This is a genomic window from Hydrogenophilus thiooxidans (genome assembly GCF_019049855.1).
GTDB classification, from domain to species: domain Bacteria; phylum Pseudomonadota; class Gammaproteobacteria; order Burkholderiales; family Rhodocyclaceae; genus Hydrogenophilus; species Hydrogenophilus thiooxidans.
On sequence record NZ_JAHLSY010000010.1, the window covers coordinates 1 to 14,941 of the forward strand.

Consider the following 14,941-nt stretch of genomic DNA (forward strand, 5'->3'; position numbering starts at 1 on the left):
CGCCGAGACCACCAGGATCGCGCCGTCCATCTGCGCGGCACCCGTGATCATGTTCTTGACGTAGTCGGCGTGCCCCGGGCAGTCGACGTGCGCGTAGTGACGGTTCGCGGTTTCGTATTCGACGTGCGCGGTGTTGATCGTGATCCCACGCGCCTTCTCTTCCGGCGCCGCGTCGATGTCGTCGTATTTCTTCGCTTCACCACCAAAGTGCTTCGCCAGCACCGTGGTGATCGCCGCAGTCAGCGTCGTCTTGCCGTGGTCCACGTGCCCAATCGTCCCAACATTGACGTGCGGCTTCGTCCGCTCAAATTTTGCTTTGGCCATGCTTGATACCCCTTTTTCGTTGCCGCGTGCGAGAGAAAATGGTGCCCATGACGTGGATCGAACACGTGACCTCTCCCTTACCAAGGGAGTGCTCTACCACTGAGCTACATGGGCACTTTACCCTTCGACTGGAGCGGGTGAGGGGAATCGAACCCCCGTCTTAAGCTTGGAAGGCTTCTGCTCTACCATTGAGCTACACCCGCTCAAACCCGCAACCTGTCCAGCCTGAAACCTGGTGGAGGGGGTAGGATTCGAACCTACGAAGGCTGAGCCGGCAGATTTACAGTCTGCTCCCGTTGACCGCTTGGGTACCCCTCCGAGAGAATCGACATTATGCCGGATTTCACAGACACGGTCAACACCTTTACTCCCTTTCTACCGCTCTGCGTTCCTGCCGTCCATTTTTTCGATCACGCACAATCGCGCTAAAAGTCACCGCCCGCACTATAGTTTTCGAAGCGCGTGTATTCACCAAAGAATGCAAGCCGGATCGTTCCGGTGGGGCCGTTACGGTGCTTCGCGATGATGATCTCGGCGGTCCCCTTGTCGGGGCTGTCCGGGTGATAGACCTCGTCGCGGTAGATGAACATGATGATGTCGGCATCTTGTTCGATCGCGCCAGACTCGCGCAAGTCCGACATCACGGGTCGCTTGTTCGGTCGCTGTTCAAGACTGCGGTTGAGCTGCGATAGCGCGATGATCGGGGTGTTGAGCTCCTTCGCAAGCGTCTTCACCGAGCGCGAGATCTCCGAAAGCTCATTCGCGCGGTTGTCGCTCTCCTTGGCGCCGACCATCAACTGGAGGTAGTCGATCACGACGAGTCCCAAACGACCCCCGAACTGCCGCGCCAGACGCCGCGCACGGGCGCGCAGATCGATCGGGTTGAGCCCGCCGGTCTCATCGATGAAGATCGGCGCATCGTAGAGTTTGCCCATCGCGGCCGAGAGCCGCGCCCAGTCGTCGTCGGTCAGTTTGCCGCGACGCAGTTTCTGCAAATCGATGCGCCCCACTGAGGCAAGGAAACGCATCGCCAGCTGAGTGGCTGGCATCTCCATCGAAAAGATCGCCACCGGAAGTTTTTGATGGAGTGCCACATGCTCGGCGATATTGAGGGCAAAGGTAGTCTTACCCATCGCGGGACGCCCCGCGACGATGATGAGGTCACTGGGTTGCAACCCTGCCGTCTTTTCGTCCAAATCGAGGTAACCGGTCGGCACACCGGTAACATCGTTGCTTGCATTGCGATCATAGAGTTCCTGAACGCGGTCGACGACTTGTTTCAATGCGGTACCGATCGAGACGAAGCCCGTAACGGCGCGTGCGCCTGCTTCGGCGATTTCGAAAATTTTCGCCTCGGCTTCGTCGAGGATCGTTTTGGCGTCCCTACCCATCGGCGCGAGCGCGCTTGCGGCGATCTCGTCGGCGACACTGATCAATTTGCGCAGGATCGCCCGCTCGCGGATGATCTCCGCGTAACGGCGCACGTTCGCAGCGGAAGGGGTCTGGTTCGCGAGCTCCGCAAGATAGGCGATCCCACCCGCCGCTTCGTCTTCCCCACTCTTTTGCAAAGATTCATGAACGGTGACGATGTCCGCCGGTTTTCCTTGCTGGATGAGCGCGGTGATGTGGCGAAAGATCCTGCGGTGGTCGTCTCGATAGAAATCTTCCGCAGCGACGATGTCTGCGACACGCTCCCACGCGTCGTTGTCGAGCAAAAGCCCCCCGATCAACGACTGTTCGGCTTCGATCGAGTGGGGCGGCAGGCGTAGCGCCGCAGTCTCATACCCGAGCGCTTCCGACGTCATCTTTTACCTCCCGAAACGAAAAAGGCAGCCGAAGCTGCCTTCTTCGCGACCGATTCGCAAACGGCGCTTACTCACCCAAGACTGCGACATGGATTTTCGGCCGCACGTCGGCGTGCAGGTAAATTTCGATTTCGACTTCGCCGATCGCTTTGATCGGCCCTTCGGGCATGAGCACTTGTCCTTTGGATACGGCAAAACCCATCCGGTTGAGCTCGTCGGCGATGTCGATATGGGTGACCGACCCGAAGAGACGGCCATCGACACCGGCTTTGCGCACGATCTGAAGGGTAATCCCTTCGATCTGACTACCAAGCGCCTGCGCTTGCGCCAAGCGCTCCGCAGCCTGCCGTTCGAGCTCGGCGCGACGGGCTTCGAACTCGGCGATGTTTTCCGGAGTTGCCCGCTTTGCCTTCCCTTGCGGGATCAGATAGTTGCGCGCGTACCCATCCTTGACGGTGACGACATCGCCCAGATTCCCCAGATTTGGCACTTTGTCCAGCAGAATGACTTGCATGGTTGGGCTCCCGATTATTTGTGCTGATCGGTGTAGGGCAGCAGCGCCAAGAATCGCGCGCGCTTGATCGCCAATGCCAACTGGCGCTGAAAGCGCGACGAAGTCCCGGTGATCCGCGCCGGCATGATTTTGCCCGTTTCCATGATGTATTCTTTCAGGGTATCGATATCTTTGTAGTCGATGGTCTCGACCCCTTCCGCCGTGAAGCGGCAGAACTTACGACGCCGCGCGTTGCGGCCACTTTTAGCGAAACTCATTGTGCTTTCCTTTCTTCATCCTGATGCCATTGCACTGCGGTGAGGTGGAGCTGCAACTGCCGACCGCCTTTGCGTCGTGCCGCGAAAAAACCTTCCCCGGTCACTTCCGCGCCCATCGGCAGCGCATCCATCACGGTTGCCACATCCCCCATCGCAACCCAATGGAATCGAAAATCGACTTCGCGTGTACGTCCAACTTCGCACTGCATCGAGCGGTGCCACCCTTCCCCTTCGCTCACTGCCAACCCCGCAGGGGTATAACGCAACGCATCACGCGCAGTGACATCAAAAGTGAGGCGACAGCGATTGGCGCCCATCGCGATGCAGTCGATCCCGCGCTTACGCGTCGGTTGCGGCCTCAGCGGAAGCTGCAGGTTCGGCTGCCGCTGGCGCAACGATCTGATCAGCCCCCGCGGTGGTGCTGGGGTCGAGCAGCGAGCGCGCCTTTTCCCCTTTCATCATCGGAGAGGGTTCGGTCACCGGCCCTTCCATGCGAATCGTCAAATGACGCAGGATTGCATCATTGAAGCGGAACGCCGTTTCGAGCTCTTGCAAGGTTTCCAAGTCGCACTCGATGTTCATCAAAATGTAGTGCGCCTTGTGAATCTTTTGGATCTGGTACGCCAGGTGTTTACGCCCCCAGTCTTCCAACCGATAAATTTTGCCGCCGCGTTCGGTGATCAATTTCCGATAACGCTCGACCATCACCGGCACGTTTTCCGACTGGTCGGGATGGACCATGAAGACGATTTCATAATGACGCATGAAGACTCCTTCTGGATGTGTTGACCACAGCCTTCCCGAGCTGGGTAAGGCAAGGAACCTAACATTTTATCGGATCAACCATTTTTGCGCAACACCGGCCACGCCGCGCGCAGGTAGTGAATCATCGAAACGATCGTCAAAACCGCCGCGAGCCACAGCAGCCACCGCCCCCATAGGAGGGGTTCGAAAGTACCGAACGGGTCGGCATAGAGGAGGAAGGGGATCGCGACCATTTGCGTGGCCGTTTTGAGTTTGCCGACGAACGCAACGGCAACGGTTTGCGCCTCACCAACCAATGCCATCCACTCCCGGAGCGCCGAAACGGTAATCTCGCGCCCGATGATGATGAGTGCGGCGACGGCATCCGCGCGCCCGAGATCGACCAACACGACGAGCGCGGCGGCGACCATCAGTTTGTCCGCCACCGGGTCGAGAAACGCCCCGAATGCCGACTGCTGCTGGAGCTTGCGTGCCAGGTAACCATCGAGCCAGTCGGTCACACTGGCGGCGACGAAGAGCACGGTTGCCGCCAGATTGACGAAATGGCCCGTGACCCAGGCAGTGGGCAGGTAGAACAAGAGGACGAGGAGCGGGATCGCCGCGATCCTCAGCCAGGTCAGTAGGTTGGGCCAGTTCCAGCGCATCGCGCCCGCGCTCCGCCTGTTTTTCGCTAACGCCCTTGCCGACCGAAGAGACCGCGAACCGCCTCTTGGAGATCGCCCGGAAGGACGACCGTTTTGGCGCTCTGCGATTCGGCAAGGGTTGCGAGCGCGGTGACATATTTTTCGCCCAGCAGGTAGCGAATCGCGATGTCGTTGGCTGCAGCCGCCTCGGCAACCCGCCGAATCGCTTCTGCAGAAGCCGCGGCGAGCGTCACTTGGGCCTGCGCGTCGCGTTTCGCCGCTTCGAGCCGCGCTTCCGCCTCCAAGATCGCTGCTTGCTTCGCCCCTTCGGCGCGGGTCACCGTCGCCTTGCGTTCCCGTTCCGCCGCTGCTTGCATCTCCATCGCTTGTTGCATCGACGGGGACGGGTTGATGTCCTGGATTTCGACCGTCTTCACCGTGACCCCCCAGTCGACCGCTTCGTCGGCGATTGACTCCCTGAGGCGCGCCTTGATCTTTTCCCGGTTGGAGAGTGCCTCGTCGAGCGACATCTCGCCGATGATCGAGCGCAACGTAGTCATCACCAAATTGCGGATCGCCACGGCGAAATCGACCACGCCATACGCGGCCCGAACGGGATCGGTCACTTTGACGAACGCCACCGCGTTGGTACGGATCACCGCGTTGTCGCGGGTGATCACCTCCTGCTCCTGGACGTCGAGGATGATGTCCTTGGTGACCAAGCGGTACGCCACGTCGTCGAGATAGGGAATGATGAAATTGAGACCGGGCGTCAGCGTCTTGTGGTACTTACCCAGACGCTCGACGACCCACTCCTCCCCTTGCGGTACGGTCCGGATCCCTTTGGCGAGGGTGATGACGACGAAGACGATGGCGACGATAAGCACGATGAGTTGCGGATCCATCTCACTTCCTCCCAGGTTGGGCTTTTGCCGGGGCAACCGTAAATTCAGCGCCGTCGAACGCGACGACGACAACCCGCTCTCCGACCGCGATCGCGCTTTCCGAGCGACACGGCCAGCGATCACTCCCCAGTACCGGTTTTTGCAGCAACACTTCCCCGCGTTGAAACGGCGCGACCGCCCGAGTAAGGATGCCGACCTCTCCCACGACACTCTGCGCATCGGTGACGGAATCGGCTGCGGTGCGGCGATCATGCGGCCGCCACACCGCGAACCACAGCACCAAGAGTGCGATCGCCACCGCCAACCAGAGCCCGAGTTGCGCAAAGAGGGTCATCGGCACGATCGCTTCGGCGATGCCGACCACCACGCCCGCAATACCGAACCAGATCACGACGAACGATGGAATCACGAGCTCGAGCGCCATCAAGACGATCCCGATCACCACCCAATGCCACCACAGCAACGGCGCCCACGTCATCGCGCACCCCCTTCCCCGTCCGGGTTTTCCCCGTGCAATGCATTATAGAGGATCGTGGCGATCTTGCGGTCGATTCCTGGCACCCGCAACAGGGCTTCGAGCGGCGCGGCGCGCACGCCTTCGAGGCTACCAAAAGCAGCCAACAGCGCCCGCCGCCGTTTCGGTCCAATGCCGGGGATCTCTTCGAGCCGGGTACGGGCACGCGCTGCCGCACGACGCACTCGATTCCCGGTAACCGCAAAGCGATGCGCCTCGTCCCGAATCTCTTGAATGAGATGCAGCGCCGCGCTCGTCGCGCCCAGCACCCGCTCGGCCCCGTCGGGCCGCACCAACCGCTCCTCCCCGGGGCGGCGTTCGGGACCTTTCGCTACCCCAAGCAACCGTTCGCACCCCATACCCAGATCAGCGAGCGCTTCGGCAGCCGCGCGCACCTGGCCGAGGCCGCCGTCGATCAAGATCAGATCGGGAAGCGGTTCGCCCTCTTGCGACAAACGCGTGTAGCGGCGGCGGACCGCTTGTCCGATCGCGGCGGTGTCGTCGCCCGGTTTCACGTCGCGGATTGCGAAGCGGCGGTAGCGCTTGGGTTGCAGCGCACCATTCGCCCAGACGACACAGCTCGCGACCGTGGCTTCACCGCCCAGGTGGCTCACGTCGAACGCTTCGATCCATTCGGGGGGTCGCTCGAGGGGAAGCCAATCGCGCAGCGCTTCATGGAGGGCCTTGGCACGTGCCGCCTGACGCAAGGTATCGTTTTGCCGCGCCGCCAACGCCAAACGGGCATTTTTTTCTGCGATCTCGACCCATGCCCGCTCGATTTCGCTTCTGGGCGCCGCAACCACCACGCGCGGCACCTCAGCAACCGCTTCGAGGCTCTCCCGCAACCACTGAAGCGACGCGGGCGATGCGGGCGCGATGAGGATGCGGTCGGGTACCGGCTGTTCGGCGTAATGGCGCTCGAGGCAAGCTGCGAGCAGATCCTCGGCCGCAGCGCGTTCGTCGTTCGTCGTCGCCGTCCGCTCGAGAAAGAGGGTGCGATCGCCCAGATGGCGTCCGCCGCGCACCGCGGCCCAACTCACCGCGGCGTCGGTGCCCGTGACCACCGCGACGAAGATATCGACGTTCTCTTCGCGGCGGCTGTCGATCGCTTGCGTCGTGCGCAATTCCTGAAGCTGACGGATCTGATCGCGCAACTGCGCGGCGCGTTCGAACTGCCACGCGTCGCTCGCTGCTTGCATCGCTTCGGTCAGTTCCGAAATCAGTTCCGAGCTTTTGCCCGAGAGGAACTGCACGGCCGCCCGCACCTGAGCCTGGTAGTCGGCAACCGAAACCGCTCCGACGCACGGCGCGGTACAGCGGTGGATCTGGTGCAGCAGACAGGGGCGCGTGCGGTGGGCAAAGACCGTGTCTTCGCAGGTGCGAAGCTGAAAGATTTTCTGGATCCACTGGATGCTTTCCCGCGCCGCGAGCGCGTTGGGGTAGGGGCCAAAATAGCGGTCACTGTTCTTCAACGGGCCGCGGTAGTAGTAGATGCCGGGAAAGTCGCCTCCGCTGATCCGAAGGTAGGGGTAGGTTTTGTCGTCGCGAAAGAGGATGTTGTACTTCGGCTGCAGCGTTTTGATCAGGTGGTTTTCGAGGATGAGCGCTTCGGCTTCGCTGCGCACGACGGTGACTTCGATCGCGGCGATCTGTGCGACCATCCGCGCGATGCGTGGGCTCGGCAGTTGCGTGCGAAAGTAGCTCGCGAGCCGTTTTTTGAGGTTTTTCGCCTTGCCTACATAGAGCACTTGCCCCTCTGCACCGAGCATGCGATAAACACCCGGCGCTTCTGGTGCGGTAGCGAGGAACCGTTTGGCGTCAAACGCGGCCGACATCGTCACCAGGCGTCCAACATGCGATCGATCGCAGCAAAGTCGTTACACGCCAACGCCACGTCGCCCCCTGCGGCGAAAAAGGCGCGCCCCCGTTCGGCGAGCGTGGCGCCCGCCCAGTTCGCCGCGGCCATGCCTAAGTCGTCGGACGCGATCCAGCCGGCGAACTGCAGCCGTTCACGCAGCACGGTCTGCAACCAAAACGGGGAAAACGCAGCGGGCGCATCGTCACAATGGGGAAAACGAACGAGCGCCGCCATCACGCCACAGCCCGACAACAACGCGCCGTCCGTTGCCACTGCCCGCACCAACTGCCGATAAGGAACCAAATCGGCAGCCCAGAGGGCATCCCAAGATCGGGAGTCCGTGGGCAGTTCGAGGTGGGAATCTTCGACCACACCACCGTGCCCAGGGAAATGTTTGAACACTGGGCACACGCCGGCACGCGCGAGCCCATCGGCAAAGGCCAACGCCAACGTCGCTGTGATGTGGGGGTCGGCGGAAAAGGCGCGATCACCGATCACCCGTGACCGGCCGTCGTCGAGATCGACCACCGGCGCAAAATCGACGTCGATCCCATGTGCGGCGAGCTCCCTACCGGCGAGCGCCCCCCAACGCCGCGCCGTCTGCACGGCCGCCTCTGGATCGGTCGTCCACTGGGCGCCTAAATGGCGCATCGGCGGGAGCTGCGTAAAACCTTCGCCTTGGAAACGCTGTACACGTCCGCCTTCGTGGTCGACCGAGATCCGAAGGTCGTCGCGCACGCTGCGAATCGCTTCGGTCAAACGGCGCAGTTGCGCGCTCGTCTGCCAATTGCGGGCAAAGAGGACCACGCCACCCACCGCCGGATGGACGAGGCGCGTCCGATCGCGCGCCGTAAGCGCAGGACCCTCGACGCCGATCCACCACCGGGGCGCTGCGATCGTAAACCGCTCAGACACGGGTTCCTCCTTCGATCACGACGAAGGCGACGACGTGCGTCTCTTCGTCACTCAGAGAGAGATGGGCTGCCGTTGCGCCGCGATCGGCAAAGCGCTGCGCGAACGACTCGGAAAAACGCCACACCGGTTGCCCGCTGGGTTGGTGGGTGATTGCGATGTCGTAAAACCTCACCTCGGCGCCGATGCCACTTCCCCACGCTTTCGCGAACGCCTCTTTCGCAGCGAACCGTTTGGCGAGGAACCGCGCCGCAAAGCGGTCTCGCTCCAGAGGCGCACGCGCCGCGAGCCGGGTAAAGAACACCTCCTGTTCGGTTGGCTGCAAAATGCGACACGCCAAGCGATCGCGATGTCGGCCCCAGACTTGTTCGACCCGTGCCACCGCCACCAGATCGACACCGATGCCCAAAATCATCGCACGTAAGCTCGAACCGGAGCGCTAACCGCTACGTTGCGCCGCATCCGCGATCAACGCCTTCATTTCCCGAACTGCTTGTTCGAGCCCGACGAAGAGCGCTCGGCTGATGATCGCGTGACCGATGTGCAGTTCCGCAATGCCCGGCAGCGCCGCGATCGGCGCAACGTTGGCGTAGTTGAGCGCGTGCCCGGCGTTGAACTGCATCCCCGCGGCACGGATCGCTTCCCCGGCCTGGCGCACCGCCGCGATCGCCGCACGGGTTTCGGGATGGTCGGCACGGCGACCATACGCCCAAAAGGCGTGCGCGTACGGGCCGGTATGGACTTCGCACACCGTCGCGCCCACTTCGGCAGCGGCTTCGATCTGCTTCAGATCGGGATCGACGAAGAGGCTGACCCGAATCCCGGTTTCAGAAAGTTTCGCGACCACGGTTTTGAGCCGCGCTCGTTCTCGCACGACGTCGAGCCCCCCTTCGGTGGTGATCTCCTGCCGTCCTTCGGGAACGAGCGTCACCATTTCGGGCCGCAGCTGGCATGCGATCGCAACCATCTCATCGGTAGCCGCCATCTCCAAATTGAGGCGCACTTGCACCGATTCCCGCAACAGCCAGACGTCGCGATCCTGAATATGGCGACGGTCTTCGCGCAGATGAACCGTAATGATCTCTGCGCCAGCAAGCTGCGCCACGGTTGCAGCCCAGACGGGATCGGGCTCATAGGTGCGGCGCGCTTGCCGAACGGTCGCCACATGGTCGATATTGACACCCAATTCGCACATCGTTCATCCCTTCCCGTTCGTAACCCATTCTTTCATGAAGGCGCGGGTACGCAGCGGCCGCCCCTCCAGGCAATGGTCGATGAGCGCACGCAACCACGGCTTGACCTCGCGCGCGACGATCGGCGCCGACCATGCGCCTTGCGCCACCGCTTGGTACGCTTCGGCCGATAGCGGCACCGCAACCGGTCCGGTCTCCGGCCATTGCGGGGCATGGCCGGTTGCCTGAAGCGACGCCCATTCGAACGCGCGCAATACCGGCGCGACCGGTTCGCCCGCGGCGAGCGCGCGCACTGCGGTTTCGTACGCGTCGAACCACTCCGGATGGGGGACTTCACGCGGCGCAAGCCGCAGGATCAATTCGTTGAGATAATACCCGCACCAGAGCGCTTCGCCCGAAAGCAGCGGCATTCCGCCCAACCATTCGGCCCCGGTCAGGGTCAGCCGTTCGCCTTTCCCGGACCAGCGCAGATGGAGCGGTTGGAACGGCAGCAGCACCGAACGCAAAGCCGAGTGCGGCCGCTTCGCCCCTTTGGCCACCAACCACAGCCGCCCATGCGCTCGGGTCCAGGCATCGACCAAGAGGCTGGTTTCGCGCCACGGTTCCGCGTGGAGGAGAAACCCGCGATCGCTGCCGCCACGCCGCGTCTCATTCATTGCCTACGCTGCGGATCATCCGTCGAGCCCGAGTTCGCGCAACGCGCGCGGATCGTCGGCCCAACCGCCACGGACCTTGACCCAGACGTCGAGATAGACCGTGGCGTCAAGCAGCGCCTCCAATTCTTTGCGCGCTTCCGACGCGATCCGTTTGATCCGCTCCCCCCCTTCGCCGATCACGATCGGTTTGTGCGCGTCGCGCTCGACGATGATCTCGGCCCAGATCCGCCGCAGTCGCCCCTCCTCCTCGTAGCGGCGGATTTCGACCGCAGTGCCGTAGGGGAGCTCGTCGCCCAAGAACCGAAACACCTTTTCTCGTAGGTACTCCGCCGCGAGAAACCGCTCGCTGCGGTCGGTGATCGTATCCGGATCGAAGATCGGTTCCGATTCGGGCAGATAGCGCACAATCGTCTGGATCAGATCGTCGAGATTGCGTTTTTTTTCCGCGGAGATCGGGACGATTTCCGCGTAGGGAAAGTCGTTGGCGCGTTCGGCGATGAACGGCAAGAGGAGATCCTTGCGCGGCAAACGATCGACTTTGTTGATCACGAGAAAAACCGGAACCCCTTGCGGTAAGAGGCGCATCACTTTCTGATCGTCCGCGGTCCATTTTCCGGCTTCGATCACGAAGAGGACCAGATCAACATCGGCGAGGGCTTGGGTCACGACCCGGTTCATCGCTTGGTTGAGCAGCCGCTTGTGGCGGGTTTGGAACCCCGGGGTATCGACAAGTACGATCTGCCCGTCGTCGGTGGTGACAATGCCGTGGACGCGATGGCGCGTCGTCTGCTGTTTTTTCGAGACGATACTCACCTTCGCGCCGACGAGCGCGTTCGTAAGTGTCGATTTGCCGACGTTCGGTCGCCCGACGACGGCGACGTACCCGGCGCGGAAAGACGGTTTTGTGCTATCGACTTGCGATTCGCTCGTGTGCATCAGCCTCCCCCTTCGTTTGCTTGGCGCAACCCCGCAAGCAGAACGGAGGCTGCGGCTTGTTCCGCACGGCGGCGGCTCGCCCCTTCCCCTTCGGCAGTCGCGTTCAACGCTGCGCTCACCACCCGGACGCGAAAATGTTGCGCATGCGCAGGCCCTTTCGCTTCGATCAAATCGTAGCGCGGTGGCGGCAGGTGGCGCGCCTGCAACCACTCTTGCAAAGCGGTTTTCGGGTCTTTGAGGGTTGTCAGGTCGCCGATTCTGTCCAGTTCCGGGGCGAACCACGCTTCGACACAAGCCGCCGCGGTAGTAAAACCAGCGTCGAGAAAGAGCGCACCGATGAGCGCCTCCAGCGCGTCGGAAAGGATCGACGGGCGGCGATGCCCGGCACCTCGACGCTCACCTTCGCCCAGAATCAACCAATCGGGAACGCCCAAGCGTTCCGCGAGCGCCGCCAACGTCTCTTGCCGCACCAACCGGGCACGGGCGCGGGAGAGGTCCCCTTCGCTCGCATTCGGGAAACGGCGGTAGAGGAGTGACGCCACCGCACACCCCAACACCGCGTCGCCCAAGAACTCCAACCGCTCGTTGTGCTGCTCTCCAGCAGAACGGTGCGTGAGCGCTTGGCGCACCAACGCGGGTTGCGTAAAGCGGTGCCCAAACAGCGATTCCACCTGCGACAAGATCGCTGCAAAACCGTTCGGATGCATCAGGGTGCGCTGGCCTCGAAGGTAAAGAGGAGACTGACGTTCGCGACCAAGGGCAACACCTTCTCGTAGGCGACGCGGACGACGTACCCATGCTCCCCATCTTTGCGAATTTCTAGATCCCGCGCCGAGACCGAGGTGATGTAGTCGGCTGCTGCGCGGCGGTCGAACGCTTGCCGAATCGCCTGCGGCTCTCCTTCGGCCGCGGCTGCAACCAGCGCCCGCTTGACCGCAGCGAATTCGGTGTAAAACGGAACGATGCGCATCGCTAGAATGATCGCTACGCCCGCAATCGCCCCCCAAAAGAGTACCGATAGGAGCGAAAAACCTCCATTTGCCCGGATTTGCTGCGGCTTGCACCCCTTTCCACCCATCTTCGCCACCCCCTTACTCGAATCCGCCAATGCGCGACAGATCGTCGAAGTTGAACCAGATCCAGAAGGCTTTCCCCACCAAATTTTCGTCTGGGACGAACCCCCAAACGCGCGAATCGCTGCTGCCGTCACGGTTGTCGCCCAGCACCAGATAGTGCCCCTCGGGAACGGAACAGCTGAATCCGCGGCGGTGGTAGGTACAGAGTTCACGATACGGGAAATCCATGCGGTGGGTCACATAGGGCGGCGCACTCTCGTCCCAGATGATCGCATGGGCGTGTTTCCCCAACTGCTCGCGCCACTGAATCCGGTACGCACGCCGATCGGGCATCACGTAGTCGGGCAAGCGCTCGAGCGGCACGGTCACGCCGTTGATCCGCAACCGTTTGTCGATGTATTCGACGTAGTCGCCAGGCAACCCCACCACCCGCTTGATATAGTCGAGCGACGGATCGACCGGATAGCGAAAGACCACGACGTCGCCGCGCTCGGGTTTTCCCAAATCGATCACTTTGGTCTTCACGACCGGCAAGCGAATGCCATAAGCGAATTTATTCACCAAAATGAAGTCGCCGGGCAACAGCGTGGGAATCATCGATCCCGACGGAATTTTGAACGGCTCGACCAGAAACGAGCGCAAGAGAAAAACCGCAGCGAACACACCGAAAAAGCTTGCGCCGTATTCGACCCACCACGGGTCGGGCGCACCCGCAGGCCGCCGACGGCGCGCGAAGAAGCGGTCGAACCCCCAGAGGATTCCGGAAACGAGCGTCAAAAGAAAGAGGAAAAACTCGAAATCCACCGCCGTCACCCTTCGTCGGTACGCAACACGGCAAGGAACGCCTCTTGCGGGATCTCGACGCTACCCACCTGCTTCATCCGCTTTTTCCCCGCCTTCTGTTTCTCAAGGAGTTTCTTCTTGCGGGTGATGTCCCCCCCGTAACACTTCGCCAACACATTTTTACGCAGCGCCTTGATCGTTTCCCGGGCGATGATGTGCGAACCGATCGCCGCTTGAATCGGCACGTCGAACATCTGCCGCGGAATCAACTGCCGCAGTTTCACCACGAGCTCACGCCCCCGCTGCTGTGCCGAACTGCGATGGACGATCACCGACAACGCGTCGACCCGCTCGCCGTTCACCAAGATGTCCAATTTGACGAGATCGGCGGCGCGGTAATCTTTGAATTCGTAGTCGAGCGACGCGTAACCGCGGGAGACCGATTTGAGCTTGTCGAAGAAGTCGAGCACCACCTCGTTGAGCGGCAGATCAAAACGCACCTCCACCTGCCGTCCGTGGTAACGCATGTCCTGTTGCACGCCACGCTTCTGATTGCAGAGCGTCAAGACCGGCCCCACGTAGTCCTGCGGCACGAAAATGGTCGCGGCGATGATCGGCTCGCGAATTGCTTCGATCTGCCCGGGATCGGGAAGCTTTGCCGGGTTTTCGACCCGCAACACCTCCCCTTTCTTCGTGACCACCTCATAGACCACCGAGGGTGCGGTGGTGATGAGATCTTGGTCGAATTCGCGCTCGAGCCGCTCCTGGACGATCTCCATGTGGAGCAGTCCCAGGAATCCGCAACGGAAACCAAAGCCGAGCGCCTGCGACGTCTCCGGTTCGAACTGCAGTGCCGCGTCGTTGAGCTTGAGCTTTTCGAGCGCCTCGCGCAACTGATCGTATTCACTCGATTCCACCGGGTAAAGTCCAGCGAACACCTGCGGCTTAATTTCACGAAAACCGGGCAACGGCTCCGCCGCCGGACGAGCGGCGAGCGTAACCGTATCGCCCACTTTGGCTTCGGAAAGGAGCTTGATGCCAGCGATCACGAACCCCACTTCACCGCACTCGAGCGATTCCCGCTCGACCCCTTTCGGCGTAAAAACCCCCACCTTGTCGATTTCGTGCTCGGCGCCTGTGGCCATCAAGCGGATCGTGTCGCCCCGCGCCAAACGGCCGTCGACGACGCGCACCAGCATCACCACGCCGACGTAATTGTCGAACCACGAGTCGATCACGAGCGCCCGGGTCGGCGCTTCCGGATTGCCCCGCGGCGGAGGCACGCGCGCGACCACCGCCTCCAGGATCGCTTCGATTCCGATCCCGTTTTTCGCGGACGCGGCGATCGCATCGGACGCCGGGATGCCGATCACCTCTTCGATCTCTTCTTTCACCCGTTCCGGCTCAGCCTGCGGCAAATCGATCTTGTTGAGCACCGGAACCACCTCGACGCCAAGATCGATCGCCAGGTAACAGTTCGCGACCGTCTGCGCTTCGACCCCCTGCGACGCATCGACGACCAACAGCGCCCCTTCGCACGCCGAAAGCGACCGGCTCACCTCGTAGGAAAAATCGACGTGCCCCGGAGTATCGATCAGGTTGAGCTCATAGACCTTGCCATCTTTGGCTCGGTACTGCAACGTAGCGGTTTGCGCCTTGATCGTAATGCCGCGTTCGCGCTCGATATCCATCGAATCGAGCACCCGATCCTGCATCTCGCGGTCTTGAAGCCCGCCGCAAAGTTGGATCAGGCGGTCTGCGAGCGTCGATTTCCCGTGGTCGATATGGGCGATGATCGAAAAGTTACGGATGTGGTCCAT

19 protein-coding genes and 3 tRNA genes are annotated in these 14,941 nt (G+C 61.8%); all 22 read right to left on the bottom strand.

Going from position 1 to position 14,941, the window contains the following annotated elements; genetic code table 11:
• A partial coding sequence (locus KUL93_RS06230) for a GTP-binding protein (RefSeq protein WP_217126217.1) occupies positions 1-324 on the bottom strand: 324 nt, incomplete at its 3' end.
• Between the two features lie 39 nt (positions 325-363).
• A tRNA-Thr gene (locus tag KUL93_RS06235) sits at positions 364-438 on the bottom strand.
• Between the two features lie 15 nt (positions 439-453).
• Positions 454-527, bottom strand: a tRNA-Gly gene (locus KUL93_RS06240).
• Between the two features lie 30 nt (positions 528-557).
• Positions 558-642, bottom strand: a tRNA-Tyr gene (locus KUL93_RS06245).
• 107 nt (positions 643-749) lie between these two features.
• Complete coding sequence (dnaB, locus tag KUL93_RS06250; RefSeq protein WP_217126218.1) at positions 750-2,129, bottom strand: replicative DNA helicase; 1,380 nt, start codon at positions 2,127-2,129, stop codon at positions 750-752.
• A gap of 67 nt (positions 2,130-2,196) precedes the next feature.
• Entirely contained in the window at positions 2,197-2,643 is a 447-nt protein-coding gene (gene rplI / locus KUL93_RS06255) for a 50S ribosomal protein L9 (RefSeq protein WP_217126219.1), read from the bottom strand.
• 14 nt (positions 2,644-2,657) lie between these two features.
• Positions 2,658-2,900 carry a 30S ribosomal protein S18 gene (gene rpsR / locus KUL93_RS06260; RefSeq protein WP_217126220.1) on the bottom strand — a complete coding sequence of 81 codons (243 nt, stop codon included), beginning with the start codon at positions 2,898-2,900 and terminating at the stop codon, positions 2,658-2,660.
• Positions 2,897-3,217 carry a primosomal replication protein N gene (locus KUL93_RS06265; protein WP_217126221.1) on the bottom strand — a complete coding sequence of 107 codons (321 nt, stop codon included), beginning with the start codon at positions 3,215-3,217 and terminating at the stop codon, positions 2,897-2,899. Before KUL93_RS06265 ends, rpsR begins: the two co-directional genes overlap by 4 nt.
• Positions 3,218-3,239: 22 nt before the next feature.
• Entirely contained in the window at positions 3,240-3,665 is a 426-nt protein-coding gene (gene rpsF / locus KUL93_RS06270; RefSeq protein WP_217126222.1) for a 30S ribosomal protein S6, read from the bottom strand.
• A gap of 74 nt (positions 3,666-3,739) precedes the next feature.
• Complete coding sequence (gene pgsA, locus KUL93_RS06275) at positions 3,740-4,309, bottom strand: CDP-diacylglycerol--glycerol-3-phosphate 3-phosphatidyltransferase (RefSeq protein ID WP_217126223.1); 570 nt, start codon at positions 4,307-4,309, stop codon at positions 3,740-3,742.
• Positions 4,310-4,335: 26 nt separating this feature from the next.
• Entirely contained in the window at positions 4,336-5,193 is an 858-nt protein-coding gene (locus KUL93_RS06280; protein WP_217126224.1) for an SPFH domain-containing protein, read from the bottom strand.
• Between the two features lies 1 nt (position 5,194).
• Entirely contained in the window at positions 5,195-5,671 is a 477-nt protein-coding gene (locus tag KUL93_RS06285; protein WP_119334456.1) for an NfeD family protein, read from the bottom strand.
• A complete protein-coding gene (gene uvrC / locus KUL93_RS06290; RefSeq protein WP_249419314.1) occupies positions 5,668-7,542 on the bottom strand; it encodes an excinuclease ABC subunit UvrC in 1,875 nt (624 codons plus the stop codon). Before uvrC ends, KUL93_RS06285 begins: the two co-directional genes overlap by 4 nt.
• Positions 7,543-7,544: 2 nt before the next feature.
• Positions 7,545-8,480, bottom strand: coding sequence for a beta-N-acetylhexosaminidase (gene nagZ / locus KUL93_RS06295; protein ID WP_217126226.1), 936 nt, complete (start codon positions 8,478-8,480; stop codon positions 7,545-7,547).
• Entirely contained in the window at positions 8,473-8,892 is a 420-nt protein-coding gene (gene acpS / locus KUL93_RS06300) for a holo-ACP synthase (RefSeq protein ID WP_217126227.1), read from the bottom strand. The genes nagZ and acpS overlap by 8 nt, the downstream gene beginning before the upstream one ends.
• A 24-nt stretch (positions 8,893-8,916) precedes the next feature.
• Positions 8,917-9,672 carry a pyridoxine 5'-phosphate synthase gene (locus tag KUL93_RS06305; protein ID WP_217126228.1) on the bottom strand — a complete coding sequence of 252 codons (756 nt, stop codon included), beginning with the start codon at positions 9,670-9,672 and terminating at the stop codon, positions 8,917-8,919.
• 3 nt (positions 9,673-9,675) lie between these two features.
• Positions 9,676-10,326 carry a DNA repair protein RecO gene (gene recO / locus KUL93_RS06310; protein WP_217126229.1) on the bottom strand — a complete coding sequence of 217 codons (651 nt, stop codon included), beginning with the start codon at positions 10,324-10,326 and terminating at the stop codon, positions 9,676-9,678.
• A gap of 15 nt (positions 10,327-10,341) precedes the next feature.
• On the bottom strand, positions 10,342-11,262 hold the full coding sequence (gene era / locus KUL93_RS06315; protein ID WP_119334450.1) for a GTPase Era: 921 nt from the start codon (positions 11,260-11,262) through the stop codon (positions 10,342-10,344).
• On the bottom strand, positions 11,262-11,969 hold the full coding sequence (gene rnc, locus KUL93_RS06320; protein WP_217126230.1) for a ribonuclease III: 708 nt from the start codon (positions 11,967-11,969) through the stop codon (positions 11,262-11,264). Before rnc ends, era begins: the two co-directional genes overlap by 1 nt.
• Positions 11,969-12,340 carry a DUF4845 domain-containing protein gene (locus KUL93_RS06325; protein WP_217126231.1) on the bottom strand — a complete coding sequence of 124 codons (372 nt, stop codon included), beginning with the start codon at positions 12,338-12,340 and terminating at the stop codon, positions 11,969-11,971. Before KUL93_RS06325 ends, rnc begins: the two co-directional genes overlap by 1 nt.
• A gap of 13 nt (positions 12,341-12,353) precedes the next feature.
• A complete protein-coding gene (gene lepB / locus KUL93_RS06330) occupies positions 12,354-13,142 on the bottom strand; it encodes a signal peptidase I (protein ID WP_217126232.1) in 789 nt (262 codons plus the stop codon).
• A 5-nt stretch (positions 13,143-13,147) separates the two neighbouring features.
• Entirely contained in the window at positions 13,148-14,941 is a 1,794-nt protein-coding gene (lepA, locus tag KUL93_RS06335) for a translation elongation factor 4 (RefSeq protein ID WP_217126308.1), read from the bottom strand.